At 26.5% G+C, this 14,941-nt stretch carries 14 protein-coding genes; 7 read left to right on the forward strand and 7 right to left on the reverse strand.

Annotated elements, in window-relative coordinates; genetic code table 11:
• The 7 genes from CRU95_RS14980 to glmS form a co-directional block, all read right to left on the reverse strand.
• The coding region (locus CRU95_RS14980) for a cache domain-containing protein (protein ID WP_164969810.1) at window positions 1-765 on the reverse strand (765 nt) is incomplete at its 3' end.
• A 78-nt stretch (window positions 766-843) separates the two neighbouring features.
• Entirely contained in the window at window positions 844-1,119 is a 276-nt protein-coding gene (locus CRU95_RS14985) for a c-type cytochrome (protein ID WP_129101931.1), read from the reverse strand.
• 147 nt (window positions 1,120-1,266) lie between these two features.
• Window positions 1,267-1,542: a c-type cytochrome gene (locus CRU95_RS14990; protein ID WP_129101932.1), complete on the reverse strand. Its 276-nt coding sequence runs from the start codon at window positions 1,540-1,542 to the stop codon at window positions 1,267-1,269.
• A 133-nt stretch (window positions 1,543-1,675) separates the two neighbouring features.
• A complete protein-coding gene (locus CRU95_RS14995; protein ID WP_129101933.1) occupies window positions 1,676-3,253 on the reverse strand; it encodes an AMP-binding protein in 1,578 nt (525 codons plus the stop codon).
• 10 nt (window positions 3,254-3,263) lie between these two features.
• Window positions 3,264-4,454: a glutamate mutase L gene (locus CRU95_RS15000; RefSeq protein WP_129101934.1), complete on the reverse strand. Its 1,191-nt coding sequence runs from the start codon at window positions 4,452-4,454 to the stop codon at window positions 3,264-3,266.
• Entirely contained in the window at window positions 4,451-5,815 is a 1,365-nt protein-coding gene (locus tag CRU95_RS15005; RefSeq protein WP_129101935.1) for a methylaspartate mutase, read from the reverse strand. Before CRU95_RS15005 ends, CRU95_RS15000 begins: the two co-directional genes overlap by 4 nt.
• Complete coding sequence (gene glmS, locus CRU95_RS15010) at window positions 5,812-6,222, reverse strand: methylaspartate mutase subunit S (protein ID WP_129101936.1); 411 nt, start codon at window positions 6,220-6,222, stop codon at window positions 5,812-5,814. The genes CRU95_RS15005 and glmS overlap by 4 nt, the downstream gene beginning before the upstream one ends.
• Before the next feature lie 99 nt (window positions 6,223-6,321).
• Between glmS and CRU95_RS15015 the strand changes: the two genes are divergently transcribed.
• From CRU95_RS15015 to CRU95_RS15045, 7 genes are all read left to right on the forward strand, one after another.
• Window positions 6,322-7,014, forward strand: coding sequence for an alpha/beta fold hydrolase (locus CRU95_RS15015; RefSeq protein WP_129101937.1), 693 nt, complete (start codon window positions 6,322-6,324; stop codon window positions 7,012-7,014).
• Window positions 7,015-7,072: 58 nt separating this feature from the next.
• Window positions 7,073-7,552 (forward strand): RraA family protein, encoded by a 480-nt coding sequence (locus tag CRU95_RS15020; protein ID WP_129101938.1) that lies wholly within the window; start codon window positions 7,073-7,075, stop codon window positions 7,550-7,552.
• The gene (locus CRU95_RS15025; RefSeq protein WP_129101939.1) at window positions 7,552-8,124 is read left to right on the forward strand and encodes a gamma-glutamylcyclotransferase; all 573 of its coding nucleotides are present in this window, start codon (window positions 7,552-7,554) and stop codon (window positions 8,122-8,124) included. Before CRU95_RS15020 ends, CRU95_RS15025 begins: the two co-directional genes overlap by 1 nt.
• Window positions 8,114-10,318: a lipopolysaccharide assembly protein LapB gene (locus tag CRU95_RS15030; RefSeq protein ID WP_129101940.1), complete on the forward strand. Its 2,205-nt coding sequence runs from the start codon at window positions 8,114-8,116 to the stop codon at window positions 10,316-10,318. The genes CRU95_RS15025 and CRU95_RS15030 overlap by 11 nt, the downstream gene beginning before the upstream one ends.
• An 83-nt stretch (window positions 10,319-10,401) precedes the next feature.
• Complete coding sequence (locus tag CRU95_RS15035; RefSeq protein WP_129101941.1) at window positions 10,402-11,472, forward strand: ADP-ribosylglycohydrolase family protein; 1,071 nt, start codon at window positions 10,402-10,404, stop codon at window positions 11,470-11,472.
• An 87-nt stretch (window positions 11,473-11,559) separates the two neighbouring features.
• On the forward strand, window positions 11,560-13,653 hold the full coding sequence (ovoA, locus tag CRU95_RS15040; RefSeq protein WP_129101942.1) for a 5-histidylcysteine sulfoxide synthase: 2,094 nt from the start codon (window positions 11,560-11,562) through the stop codon (window positions 13,651-13,653).
• A 48-nt stretch (window positions 13,654-13,701) separates the two neighbouring features.
• A complete protein-coding gene (locus CRU95_RS15045) occupies window positions 13,702-14,937 on the forward strand; it encodes a ComEC/Rec2 family competence protein (RefSeq protein WP_129101943.1) in 1,236 nt (411 codons plus the stop codon).
• The last annotated feature ends 4 nt before the right edge of the window (window positions 14,938-14,941 follow it).

Here is a 14,941-nt window from a genome sequence, read left to right on the forward strand (position 1 = left end):
ATTTAAAATTGAATTTATATCTGCTTTTTTAAAGTGTGAATTCAATAAGTACTCTTTGAAATTTATAGAATAAATTTCTTTATTTTTTTCACTCTTTGGTAGTATTATGTCTCCTTTACTTGAAACTAAATAAATATTGAAGAACTCATTTTTCATTAAGTAGTTAAAAACTTCATCTATAACAATATTCATCATGATAAAGCCTTTTTTATTATCATTTTTATCATAAACAGTTTTTGCTACTATTATTGTTGTCATTTTGGATTTAGATGATTTATTAATATTTGAAATACCAAGTTTTCCATTATTTAAATTAATAAAGGTTTTAAAATAATCAGTATTGGCTTTATTCTCTAATTGATTTTTAGGTGTTGCACTTATAGATTTATTTTTAGAAGATAAATCTTTTTTGATTTTAATTCTTTCATTACCTTTTAAATCTATATAACTTAATTGAAAAATAGAGGAATCTGTATTTATAAGTGCTGAAAATAAATTTTCACTATTTTTTACACTTTCTTTATTATTTATATAGTCTTGAAAGGTTTGATTGTTTGATAGAGTATTTAAAGTAACTTTGTTTGAGTTTATTATATTAGTTAAGTATCTTTTCTTTTCTAAAAAAACGATATCAAAATTTTTGTTTGAGATGCTATCAATATTTGATTTATTTGTTATAGAATCATAAATATAAATTGCACTTACCAAAATAAGTACAGATAAGAAATAAAAAAATAAAAAATTAGCTTTATAACTTGATTTCAAAATTGATACCCTTAACTCTTTCTTATTGTTATACTACAAAAAAGAACTTTAAAAGTACCAATTTTATCATAATTAAAATTATTTAACTATTTGATTTGCAAGTGCTTCCATATCAGCCTCACTTAAAGATGTAACTTGTCCAGTCATTAGACTTTTTAGTGGTCCACCATAAGAACCATCCTTATAACCTTTTAATGCTGCAACAAATTCAGCTTTTGTCATATCTTTTATAACTTTAGATTTTCCCATTGCAGCTTTTTCCCCATTCTCTCCATGACATACAACACATTTTGCATATGGATTAGCAAAAGCTGTACATGCTAAAATTGTAGATAGTAGTATAATTTTTTTCATTGTTTTTCCTTATTATTAATATAATATTAAAATATTATAGTACTTAAACTTTTAAGTTGATTAGTTTGTTAATAATTCGTTAAAAGAAATTAAATTGAGGAGAAGAGTTACATTATTTAAAGTAAGAAGAGAGTCTTCTTACTTTTATTATTTTCCGATTTTGTCAGCGATTGCTTGAATATCAGCATCACTTAAAGAAGCAACTTGACCTTTCATTAAACCTTTCATTGGTCCACCATAAGTTCCATCTTTATATCCTTTTAAAGCAGAAACAATTTCAGCTTTAGTCATGTCTTTCATTATTTTTGATTTTCCTAAAGCAGCTTTTTCACCATTTGCTCCATGACAAGCAACACATTTTGCATATGGATTAGCAAATGCAACACATGCTAAGATTGAAGTTAAAAGTAGAACTTTTTTCATTATTTTTTCCTTTGATTTTTTTATTTTAAGTATTATAGGAAAAAAAAGTGTAAATTTAGTTGATTTTAGTCAAAAATTTTAAAATTTTCAAAAATTATTTATGTAATACCTAAATTTAAGTATTACATAAAATCTATTTTAAAAAATCAAGCAATTCTGCTTTAAGTTGGTTTTTGTTAATTTTATTTTTATCACTAGGAATTAAAGGTAATGATTTCTTGTAAATTATTCTAAGGGGAATCATATACGAAGCTAGATGCTTCTTCAACTCAAAACTAATCTCTTTTGAAGATAATTCACTTCTAGCACTATATACTAAAACAATCTCTTCTTCTATCTCTTCATTTTCTATTGAGAAAACTGCACATTGTTCTATTTGTGGTATATTATTTATAGTAACTGATTCTATTTCATATGGACTTACTCTAAATCCTCTTGTTTTAATCATATCATCATGTCTTGAGACAAAGTATAAATATCCTTCTTCATCTTTGTAAACATAATCACCTGTTTTTACAACAACTTCATCTCTTAGTTGTCCCTCTAGATTGATTACATTTTTAAGGATATTAACTGATTTAAATCTCTCTTTTGTTTCAATAGGTGCATTCCAAAAACCTTTATAGATATATCCACCTCTGTGAATTAATTCACCTACAACTCTTGGAGGACACTCATTACCATTTTCATCAATTACATATAATTCTACATCTGGTATTGATTTTCCTATAGAGTTTGGTCTTATATTTATTTGGCTTGGATCTAAATATGTAGATCTAAATGCTTCTGTTAAACCATGCATTGAGAAAATTTTTGCATTTTTAAAATATTTTTGTACATCATTTACCATTTTATGAGTTAAATTACCACCAGATGAAGTAATAATTCTAACATTACTTAATAACTCAACACTAGGAAGTCTATGTGATTCTTCATCAAACATATGTGTGACACTAATTGGCATAAGTGGAATAACTGTAACATTATCATTTATTAGGTGATTAAAAAAATCACCTGCAAGAATAAATCTATGTAAAGCTAAGGTAGCTCTTTTATATAAAGAACAAAAAATTTGATTTAGTCCATAATCTAAATTAAATAGCAAAATTCCAGATATTACATCATTTTCTTCTAAACTTAGATATTGTGATACAACTCTTGCACTATCTATTAAATTTCTATGTGAAATAACTATTCCTTTTGGCGTTCCTGTTATTCCAAAAGAGTAAGTAATTACGGCATTCCCATGTCCATTTATTTCACAAATATATGGTTTATTGTAGTATTTGAAAATCTCTTCAAATGAGGGTACATCTTTGTGTGTTGTCTCATAAGATATAACATGTCCATCAAAACTAATATCTTCGATTGAATTTTCTTTTATCTTATCAGTTATAATACATTTTATATCACAATCTTTTATTATGTATTTTACTTGGTCTGGTTTAAGTAGTTTTGTAAGAGGTACTAGTACATAATCAGTTGATAAAATAGCTAAGATAGCTATTACTTGTTCAATCTTTTTATTTGAGTAAATACCAATTCTGCTTCCTTTTGGTAAATCTAACTCATTTAGATAAAAAGCCACTTGATTTACTTTTGTTAATAAATCTTTATATGTTAAACTTTTTTCACTTAGAATTAAAGCATTTTTATTTGGATGTGAGATTGCAGCATCTTCAATTAATCTCCTAATACAATTTATAGACATCTTTTATCCTTTAATTTTGAGTTAAACCAATAGTCCAGATATCGTAATTTGAATCCATTACAACACTTGGGTTATGGTTTGAATTTAGAATTTTTTTATAAAAAAATGAGATGATATCTTCAATTTCTTCTTGTGATAAAACCTTTGTAATACCACCTGTTAAAACTACTGTATTAAGTGATAATAGCTTTAAATTTACATAAGCTTTTCTATAGTGTGATACTTTACATAAAACTAAGAATATCGCAAGTTGCATTAATATTCTTAAAGCTTTTTCACTTTGTTCTTCAAAGATATTTTCTGTAACTTTTAAGTGAGATAATAACTCATATACAAACTCATTGTTTTTTGCACTAAAGATTAAAGACTCTTTTGATTTAAAAACACCTAGTTTTTTAAATACTAATCTATCATACTCATTTGTTGTAACAATATTTTCATCCACTAAATCTTTTGAATAGTGAATATCAGTAGTTGCTCCTCCTATATCTATTAGGATATATGGATTTACAACTGAAAACTTACTATTAATAAATGGCAAAGTTTTATTTACTATATAAGGTGTAGAGTATATTTGATTTGATGTTATTTCATAAAGATGTTTGATGTCTTCTTTTCCCATAATATCAGCTTGATAAAGATTAGTTAAATACTCTTTTAAGTTTTCTTCTACAATATGAAGCTTATCATCAATAATATTTGCTAATACAACTAAGTCTTGTATGTTTTTTTGAAGCATGTCTCTATCTTTTGAACTTCCTACATAAACAATGTTTGAGTATTTTATTTTTTCTAAATAATCAAATAATTCTTTTCCAAAAATATCACAAACAGAATCAATTCCCCCTACAACAATAACAACATCAATCAAATCACTAGGAATAGAAGAGCTTTCAATATCTTGGTATAAAATAGTATCAATGATATTAATGCCAGAGTTAAATGCTATATTTGTAGCATATTTAAGTGAAAAAGAATTTGTAACACCAATAATAAGAGTACTAAGTCCTCCATTTGCAGAGGAACAAATATAAACATTCTCTTTTTCGTATGTTTTAATTGTATCTCCACACTTATATGTTAAGTCATCGTATATATCTTTATTGAAGTCTCTAAAATGTTGTTCAACACCTTTTGATGAACTAACTTTAAAATAAGTACTTCCTACATCTATTAGTAGTTTGTTAGTTAATTGGCTCATTGCATAATTCCTATATCATGGATAATATCATTTACTATAGATGTAGTATCTTTTTTAAGATCACATTTTGATTTTTCATATTCAAAACACTTATCAGGAATTGGAACATTTCCTCTTTGCATTATTCTTATATTTTTATTTGCATCTCTTATTGTAATCATCTCATTATGATTTATAATATGAGGAGAGAAAGGCACATCTATTATTCCATTTTTGATACTATTGAAGGCTTTTCTCCATAAAGTATCAGCGCTGTCATTAAATATAGCTTCCATAATAGCTTTCACTTCTAGGGTTAAATTCTCTTCCTCTTCTGCATCTATTACATTTGGAAGACCATTTAAAATTCTAAGAAGATATTGAGTATTCGCAACTGTTTCAGCATTTGCTTCTTTTGTAGGAATTCCAGAAGCCTCTTGTTTTGTTTTTGTAATAATTTTATCAGCTCCAACCATAGCAGCAATTGCTGTTGACATAGAGATAAGTTGAGATGCAAAGTTTTGATCCATAGGAAAAGCACCCATCCATTGGTGATATACTAAATGAACCTCAGCATCTCCACAGCCAATTTCATTGGCATAATGTTTTGCAAGTTTTCTTATAACAGCTCCAGTTACAATATCTTGGTTTACACTTCCACTTTGTGAAAAAGATACAGAAAATGATTTAACTCCTTCTTCAAGTGATAAAAGCATCTCAATTAATTGAATAACAATAGTAATACAAGGAGGAACAAGTGTTGCTGTAAGTGGTCCAAATGATTCTCTGTTTATTGGTTCATTTAGTGTTGAATATTTTGCACAAACTCGCTCAACATACTTCCAATATAAAAATGCTTTATCTAATGGAAAGTTTTTAGAGTAGGGTAAAAGGTAAGTAATAGGACCACCCTCTATTTCAAAAATACCTGAAGCAATGGCTGTTTCAATTAATAGTCTTGCATCTGGAGTTCCATGTCTTAAACTAACTGGCTTGTTAAAGTGAGTAATCATCTTTCTAGTAGTTCTATATCCATGATTAACTAATGGATAACCATTTAGCATATCAACTTCACTCTCTTCTGAAAGTCTTAGCATCTTTTTAGATGTTGCATAGTCATTTAATCTAGTATTTGAATCAATAGTGCAAGGCAAGACATCTACATTTGCATTTACGAAGAATTCATAAAGTGCATACATTTTGTTATATGTAGGAAAACCACCACGTGGTTGTACTAGCATTTTGTTTTTTGTTCTAAAATTATGTGAAATAAATAGGTCTTTTGAAGCATTTTTTACAAACTCTTCAACCTCAGCAAAGTCAAAATGCTCTACATATTCATTACTTAAAATTATCTCTCGTTCTTCTTGCAATAAACTCATGATTCTCTCGTCTTTAAATATTTTTCTAATTCATCTAACCCTGTATTTAAATCTACTTGATGAAATACCAAATCAAACCCGTAGTTTTTGAATTTTGGCACGATAATTGAAGCATCACCTGTTCCCACCACTAAGTTTCCACCAATCATAAAAACCACATTATCTAAATTTTTATATTTTGATTTTAGTATCTTTACTTCTCTACACCAACCTTCTGCTTCACCGTTTAAAGAAGAGATTAAAAGTACATCTGCATTGGTTTCTATTACAGCATCAAAGAATTCTTCTAAGTAAGTATTAACTCCAAGGTTAAATACTTCAAATCCCCTTGCTTGTAATGAGAGATCAATTAATCTATTTGCTACAACGTGTATATCGTTTCCTACAACACCTGTTACTACTTTCATTTAATTGCCTATTTATTCATTTTATAAAGGAGATTAGAATATCTAAAAGTATGTAAAACTTTTATTAGATAAAATAGAATAAAAAAATGAAGTGATTTAATGAAAATAAAAATATATTTAATACCAGGCTTTATGAATGATGAAAAATTATGGAGTAGGTTAATTCCTCTTTTTGATGATACTTATGAGTTTATTCATCTTGAGATTCCATTAAGAAATAGTTTTGATGAAATAGTTGAAGTGCTAAATGATAAAATAAAAGATGAAAAAATAAATCTTTTAGGATTTTCCCTTGGTGGTTATATATCATGTTATTTTGGATTAAAATATCCAGATAGGGTAAATAAAATTTTAGCTGTTGCCTGTACTCCTGCAAATTTGGATGAAGTAGAGTGTCAAAGAAGAAAAGCTGCTATTGAGTTTACAAAGAAATTTGGATTTAAAGGACTTAGTAGAAAAAAGGTTTTAAGTTTAGTGGAACCAAAAAATCAATGTGATGAAGAACTAATAAATTTAATACTTCAAATGTATATAGATGTGGGAGAAGAAGCTTTTTATTCTCAATTTATGGCAACAATCATAAGAAAAGATTTAAGTGAAAAATTAATAAATAGCAATCTAAAATTAGCTTTTTTATATGCTAATGAAGATAGGCTTGTTAGTTCGAAATTTATGGAAGAGTTTTCTTTAAAAGCTAAAAATATTGAGTTTACACAAATAAAAGCTCAAACGCATATGTTGCCACTTGAAAGAACAAAAGAAGTAAAAGAAAAAATTATGCAGTGGTTTTAAAGTAAGAATAGATTAATACTGTTTTGAGATAATAAATAAATTAAAAAAAGGAAAGAAAATGGATTTTTTTACAGCAGATTTATGTGATGCACACCCAGACAAAGTATATGTATTAGATAATGAGTTTAAAAACTATGGAGGAAAGCAAAAAGCTTATGGAGAAGTAGTTACTATAAAACTTGATAGAAATAATAATGACTTGAAAAATTTATTAAAAGATCTAGATGGTACAGGTAAAATTGTTGTAGTAGATGTTGAAGATGAGTATTTTGCAGTAGTAGGAGACAACCTTGCAAAATTTGCAGTTGATAATAACTATGAGGGATTAATTGTAAATGGTTATGTTAGAGATACTTTTTTTACAAAAGATATGGATCTTATTTTATTTGCAAGGGGAACTTGTAGTAGAAAATATGCTCCTATTACAGAAGGTAAAGTAGGTATTGACATCTCATTTTGTGGAATTAACTTTTCTCAAGGCGATATTGTTTATGCAGATTATGATGGTATAATATTAACAAAAGAGAAGATTTTATAATGTATATTTTTGGATATGGTTCACTTTTAAGTATAAATAGTGCTCAAAAAACTTTTAAAAGAGAATTAAAACAAGATGACTTTATCCCTGTTACATTGCAGGGATATGAGAAAATCTGGAATTCAATAGAATACATAGTTTTTGAGAATGAAAAAGAAACAAAAAAGGGAATTTTTTTAAATCTAAAAAAAGATTTTAAGTCCAAAACAAATGGAATACTTTTAAAAATCTCACCTGAAGAATTTGATTTTTTAAAACTAAGAGAAAAAAGTTATTCCTGCATTAGTCTTAATCCAGATGATATTATTGGATTCAAAACAAAAGAAAATATTTATACTTTTATTACTACAAATAAAGAAAAAATAGCCAATCAAGGTGACAAAAATTGCTTTATCCCCAGAAAATACATATCTTTATTAGAAGAGGGTGCAAAGGCATATGAAGAAAAATTCTCCAAAGAATTTATTGAGTCTTACCAAAATTTTTTATTTGATATTAAAGATGGAGTCTATAAGTTTTCTGACCCAATTCAAAATAAATTTGCAAAAGATGGATTAAAGAGTGAAAGCTAATTGTAATATAGTTAGTGGTGAACTTTATACAAATAAAAGAGAAAAAGAAAGTTCAAAAATAGTAAAAAAGGATTCAAACCTTATTGAAATCGTATACACTGATATAGACACTTTAGAAACTTTTGAGTGTGATTTAAATGAATTATGTGGAAATTCATCTTTTTTATATATATTTAAAAAACAAATCTCTACATATTTTCTTAGTATTATTTCAGTTGTTGTTATTTTATTTGCATTAATTTCATCTTCTTTATATGAAGACATTATGAAAAAGATAATATTTGAGTCTCCTTTCGATTGGAGTCTTAATGATACAGTTTCTATGTTTTTTGTTCTTTTATTTTTTTTAGGTTTAGTACTTATGCCTTCTATTTTAGATGGGGAAGGTTCTGAATTTAAACAGATACTTAAATCATGGGTAAATAAAGATGTTCGAATATTAAAAAGACTAAAAACCTCTATTAATTCATTAGATAAAAAAAACAAAGTTAATATATACAATATTGATTTATTGGATGACAATCATTGGATGTGGAGATTAATAGTACCAATACTATTAAATCATTTTTTAGAAGTGAATTTTTATGTTAGAAGTGATTTAAAGAAAAAAATTGAAAAGAGGTTAAAAAGCTTTTCATGTTTGAATATAAACTTAATAGCAAAAAAACAAAATGATATATGTTTTAAAAATTATGAATTATTTTTCTCTCAAAAAGAGGATATATTATTTACTTTATTGCAATTAAGTTCTACTAATATATTTAATAATAAAGAAAAATTAGAGTATGTCTCTTTAGAACTATTTGAATATTGTGGAAGAAATTTTTATGATACAAAAAATGAGAAAAATCAATTGATTTCTGGTTTTCAGAATTTTGTAAATAGATGTTTCTGTGATTTTAATCTTTTAGGACAACATAAATCAAATCAAATATTTTTTCAAAAAAATGTTAAATTAAAAGATTTAGAAGATGAGAAAAGAAGATTGTCTTTTTATTTAAGAAATCATATAGAAGAGTGTTTATCATATTTTGATAATCCAATTTCATTATTAGTTCTTTATCATTATGTAAAAGATATAGTCCTAGATGAAAAAAGAAAAATAGCTATTTTAGAAAGCCTTATAGAATCTATTGGAAAAAAACAACAATATGATCTTATAAATAACTATTGGTTTGATATATCAGGTGAAATGTTTGACTCATCTGATTTAAACAGTTTTATTACAAGTAAAAGTTCTATATATAGAAAATTATCAATAAATACTTTAAATTTATTAATTTCACTTTTTGAACGAAATGGAAAATTTGAACAAGCATTGTTAATTGCTAGATATCTTTTTGAAATAAACCCTAATAAATATTCAATTGATATTTCATCTTTATATGAAAGACTTGGTGAGTATGATAATGCATATAATGCTTTATCTTTTAAAGTTACAAATGAAGCAAAACCAAATGATGTTGAAATTAGATTTTACCAAAGAAAATCGTGGATAATTGTTAGTCAAAGAAAAGAGAATAAAAAAGATGAAGGGTTATTTGCTTTAAATAGTCTAAAAAAATTATTATTTTCACATCAAAAATTTAATGAACCTTCTTGGTTATGGCATTATTATAATATAAAAGCTAATTACGATGAATGGAATGAAGATTATGATTTAGCAATAAAAAACTATATGAAATGTTTAAGTGTTCCTGCCCTTGGAGCTTTTGAATATGGAGCAACATTTATAAATATGTCAATTGCATATAGATTTAAATTCATAGAAGATAAGAGAACTTATTTAAGTTCAATAGATAAAGCAATTGAGTTGGGAGATATAGGTATAAAACTTAAGGAATCAGTAGGGGATAGAGATGAAATGCCTATTGTTTTACATAATCAAGCATTGAATATTTTATATAAACTATCAATTGAAGATAATATAAATTTGGCAAAAAAAGTGATTGAGCTAGCAAGCAAAGCTTTTGATATATTGATTGATAATAAATCTAAAAAACGTTTAGGTATGGTTTTAATTGAATTAATAATTGCTAAAAATATTGTAAAAATTGAATCTAATATTGAAACAGAATTATTAAAAGATCATTGGCAAAATATGGATGAATATGAGCAAAAACAAGCGATAAATATATTTAATATATATTATGAAAAGAGAGTTGTAAGCTATTTAAATTGGCTTGAAATTTAAATTATTGAATTAGTAGTAGTGTTTAATATATTTTAATACTAATTAGTAATATACTTTTATAAAGTTTCTAAATAGGATAAATTATGAATATTAAAGAAAGAGCACAAGGTGCAATTATTGGTGCATTTATAGGTGATGCCATTGCTTTAGGCCCACATTGGTATTATGATTTAGAAGAACAATATAAAGATTACGGGCAGTGGATAACAACATATACAAATCCTAAAAAGGGAAGATACCATGAACATGAAGAAAAAGGTAATCAATCCCAATCAGGATATATCCTAAAACTTATGATTAAATCCCTTATAGAAAATAAAGCTTACAATCAAGAAGATTTTTGCAAAAAACTAGATGAAGATTTATTTACAAAAATTGATGGAATTCCAACACATGGACCAGGAGGTTATACTTCACAATCTATTAGAGAAGTATATAGACAAAGAGTTGAGCAAAACTTACCATGGGACAAAGTTGGAAGTAGAGCAGATACAACAGAAGCAATTGAGCGAACACTTGCAATTGCAGTAGCCTATTCATTAAAGCCTAAAGAGTTAGCAAAAAATATTTCCCATAATACATTTTTGACGCAAGTGGATGATATCGTGGGTTCAATGACTGTAGCATATGGTGCAGTTTTAGCCCAACTAATTCAAGGTGAAAAACTAGATGAGCAAATATCAAATAAATTAATGAAATTAGTTAAAAATGGTGAGCTTCCTTTTCATGCAGTTACTTCAGATAATTTAAAACCTCCAAAAGATGGAGCAAAAGATCCTTCAAATATTGGATTATTTGCATCTCCAGATGCACTATTATCTCCTTCATTTATTGCCCAAGCTGCAAATGATAAAGAAATAAAAATAGAACCAGCTTGGAAAGTATCACTTGTATATGGAATGCCATGTGCAATTTATCATATATTACCAGCGAGTTATTATTTAGCTGCAAGATTTCATAATGATTTTGAAAGTGCAATTTTACATGCTTTAAATGCTGGAGGACAAAATCAAGCAAGGTCAATATTAACAGGTGCTTTAGTTGGTGCTCAAGTGGGATTAAAAAATATTCCACAAAGATTTATTGATGGATTGAATGAAAAAGATGAAATTTTAGATTTGGCTAAAAAACTTTCAGATATTATAGACGGGTAATTTTATAAAAGTATGAAATGACTTTAAATGTGTACAAGTATATATTAAATATAAATAAAATAACAAGACAAAACAATTGAGGTAAATATGAATTATAATTGGAAAACTATAGATTTAAATAACGGAACAGTAGAAGAAAAAAGAGAAGAGATAAGAGAATATTTTTTACAAACTTATGCACTAGATGAAAAACTTTTTGATTTATTAAAAGATAAGAAACATATACTTGAACAACCAAATAGGTTAAGACATCCTTTAATATTTTATTTTGGACATACAGCTACATTTTTTATGAATAAATTAAATGTCTCAAATATCACAACTAAAAGAGTAAATAAGACACTTGAGTCTCTATTTGCAATTGGTGTTGATGAAATGAGTTGGGATGATTTAAATGATGAGAATTATCAATGGCCAACATATGAAGAGACAAAAGCATATAGAGATGAAGTAAAAGCTTTAGTATTAGATATTATTGATAGTATTGAGTTCTCTATACCTATAAATTGGAATTCTCCTATGTGGGTTATACTTATGGGAATAGAGCATGAAAATATCCATATAGAAACATCATCTGTATTATTAAGAGAACTTGACATAAAATATTTTAAAGAAGATGAGTTATTTGAATATAACAATGAAAGAAGCCAAACTTATCCACAAAATGAATTAGTAAAAGTAGAAGGTGGAGAAGTTATACTTCAAAAAGATCATAAAAAGCCAAACTATTATGGTTGGGATAATGAGTTTGCCTTTCATAGAGCGAGTATAAAAGATTTCGAAGCTAGTAAGTATCTGGTATCAAATGGAGAGTTTTTAGAGTTTGTAAAAGAGGGTGGTTATAATAAACTACATTACTTTAGTAAAGATGGATTGAAGTGGTTAGACTTTACACAAACTAAGATGCCTACTTTTTGGTTAAAAGATGGTGATAAGTATTATTTAAGAGAGATAAATAGAATAGTTCCTTTACCTTTAAATTATCCAGTTGATATAAACGTATATGAAGCAGAAGCATTTTGTAAATATAAGAGTGAAAAACTTGGTTTTGAAGTAAGACTTCCAAGTGAAGATGAATTTTATAGATTAAATGATTATGTAAAAGCCCAAGAGTGTGATGCAAATATAGGATTAAAGTATTTTAATCAAACACCAGTAGATAAATACCCTATGGGTGATTTTTATGATGTGATTGGAAATGTTTGGCAATGGAGTATAACTCCTATGTATCCACTTGATGGATTTGAGACTCATCCTGTATATGATGACTTTACAACTCCTACTTTTGATGATAGACATGCACTTATAAAAGGTGGTTCATTTATTAGTTTAGGAAATGAGACTTTACGAAGTGCAAGATATGCTTTTAGAAAGCACTTTTTCCAACATGCTGGATTTAGATATGTAAAAAGTGATAATGAATATAGAGCTAAACTAAATGATAATGTATATGAAACAGATGAGCAGATTTCTCAATATTGTGAATTCCATTATGGTGAAGAGATTTATGGAGTTAAAAACTTCCCTAAAAATTCTGTTGATGTCTTAAAACCATATTTAGAAGGTGTAAAAAAAGATAAAGCACTTGATTTAGGTTGTAGTGTAGGAAGAAGTTCATTTGAGCTAGGAAAAATATTTGATGAGGTATTAGGAATAGACTTTAGTGCTAACTTCATAAGTGTTGGAATAAAACTTAAAAAATATGATAGCTTGACTTATAAAGTTGCAACAGAAGGTGAATTATATGAAGAAAAAACTGTTGCTTTAGATGACTTTGGACTTGAAGAGACAAAAGAGAGAGTTACTTTTATGCAAGGTGATGCTTGTAATTTAAAAGATATGTATACAGCCTATGACTTGATATTTTGTTCAAACTTGATAGATAGATTATATTATCCACAAAAATTCTTAGATGATATTCCAAATAGGGTAAATAAAGATGGTCTTTTAGTAATCTTGAGTCCATATACTTGGCTTGAAGATTATACTCCAAAACAGAACTGGTTAGGTGGATTTGTAAGAGATAATAAAGAAGTAAAAACTTTAGATACTTTAAAAGAAAATCTAAGTGATAGATTTGAACTGCTTGATACGATAGATGTACCTTTTGTGATAAAAGAGACAGCAAGAAAACATCAACATACAATTTCTCAAATGAGTATTTGGAAAAAAATTAAATAAAACCATATTCTACTAAATAATTTAAATCATTATTTAGTAGAATAATTAATGCAAAAATTAAATTTGATAAATGACAAAAAAGAGTTATTTCACTTTTCTCTCTTTTTGATACTTATTTCTTTTGTTACACTATTCTTTCAATACAACAATTATAAAGATTTTATTGATAATCCTATATATAGACTACAAGCGCAAGTTATAAATAAGTATGAAAAAGATGATTTTGATATCTATAAATTAGAAGGTACTAAGTTCTCTTTTTTTACATCTACTCCTAAGGGCTTAGATTTAAAAAGACTTGATTATGTAGATATGTCTATACTTAGTGGAAAAGTATCTTTTCTAGAGTATTTAAAAGGCTTTTATGTAAAGAGTTTCAATATTTTTAAATATCAAAAGAATAGTATAAAAAAAGATTTAAAAGAAAAAATACAATCCCAACATGCAAATAAGAATATTAGTGAGATATATGAAGCTATATTTTTAGCCCTTCCTACAAACACTGATTTAAGAGATATTTTTGCTGTATATTCCATCTCTCATTTAATAGCAATTTCTGGATTTCACTTAGGTGTATTATCATTTATTCTTTATTTTATATTTTATTATCCATACAACTTTTTTCATAATAGATATTTTCCTTATAGAAATAGAAGGTTTGATATTTTATGCATTGTTTTATCTTTATTATTTGTATATTTGATTTTTACAAATTTAGTAGCTTCACTTTTAAGAGCTTTTATTATGATGGTTTTTGGGATATTTTTATTAAGGTCAAACATAAGGTTAATCTCCTTTGAGACACTTTTACTTACATTATTATTTATACTTGTACTTTTCCCAAAATTTTTGTTTTCATTGTCTTTGTGGTTTTCTGTTATTGGAGTATTTTATATATTCCTATTTATAAAATATTTTCAAAACCTTAATAAAGTATTTCTATTTCTATTTTTTAATATTTGGATTTTTGCAAGCTTTAATCCCATAGTTCATTACTTTTTTGGAGTAACTTCTTGGGTTCAATTGCTTTCTCCATTTATTACAATACTTTTTACTATTTTTTATCCCTTAGAGTTATTTTTACACTTAATTGGATATGGAAGTTTGTTAGATTCCTTTTTAGTCATTGCAATAAATATGAAGTTTTATATTTTGGAAGTGATTACTCCTCTTTGGTTTTTTATAACTTATATTGTAGTTTCTTTATTTGCTGTTATAAGAAAAGAGGCTTTTGTAGTTTTAAATATTTTAGTTGTAACTTTTAATTTATACTTATATTTATAGGAGA

The organism is Arcobacter sp. F2176 (genome assembly GCF_004116465.1).
GTDB classification, from domain to species: domain Bacteria; phylum Campylobacterota; class Campylobacteria; order Campylobacterales; family Arcobacteraceae; genus Arcobacter; species Arcobacter siniprincipis.

Excerpts from the sequence above, each read along its gene's own strand:
- CRU95_RS14985 (WP_129101931.1), bottom strand. The coding sequence starts at position 1,119 with ATGAAAAAAATTATACTACTATCTACAATTTTAGCATGTACAGCTTTT.
- CRU95_RS14990 (WP_129101932.1), bottom strand. The coding sequence starts at position 1,542 with ATGAAAAAAGTTCTACTTTTAACTTCAATCTTAGCATGTGTTGCATTT.
- CRU95_RS14995 (WP_129101933.1), bottom strand. The coding sequence starts at position 3,253 with ATGTCTATAAATTGTATTAGGAGATTAATTGAAGATGCTGCAATCTCA.
- CRU95_RS15000 (WP_129101934.1), bottom strand. The coding sequence starts at position 4,454 with ATGAGCCAATTAACTAACAAACTACTAATAGATGTAGGAAGTACTTAT.
- CRU95_RS15005 (WP_129101935.1), bottom strand. The coding sequence starts at position 5,815 with ATGAGTTTATTGCAAGAAGAACGAGAGATAATTTTAAGTAATGAATAT.
- glmS (WP_129101936.1), bottom strand. The coding sequence starts at position 6,222 with ATGAAAGTAGTAACAGGTGTTGTAGGAAACGATATACACGTTGTAGCA.
- CRU95_RS15015 (WP_129101937.1), top strand. The coding sequence starts at position 6,322 with ATGAAAATAAAAATATATTTAATACCAGGCTTTATGAATGATGAAAAA.
- CRU95_RS15020 (WP_129101938.1), top strand. The coding sequence starts at position 7,073 with ATGGATTTTTTTACAGCAGATTTATGTGATGCACACCCAGACAAAGTA.
- CRU95_RS15025 (WP_129101939.1), top strand. The coding sequence starts at position 7,552 with ATGTATATTTTTGGATATGGTTCACTTTTAAGTATAAATAGTGCTCAA.
- CRU95_RS15035 (WP_129101941.1), top strand. The coding sequence starts at position 10,402 with ATGAATATTAAAGAAAGAGCACAAGGTGCAATTATTGGTGCATTTATA.
- ovoA (WP_129101942.1), top strand. The coding sequence starts at position 11,560 with ATGAATTATAATTGGAAAACTATAGATTTAAATAACGGAACAGTAGAA.
- CRU95_RS15045 (WP_129101943.1), top strand. The coding sequence starts at position 13,702 with ATGCAAAAATTAAATTTGATAAATGACAAAAAAGAGTTATTTCACTTT.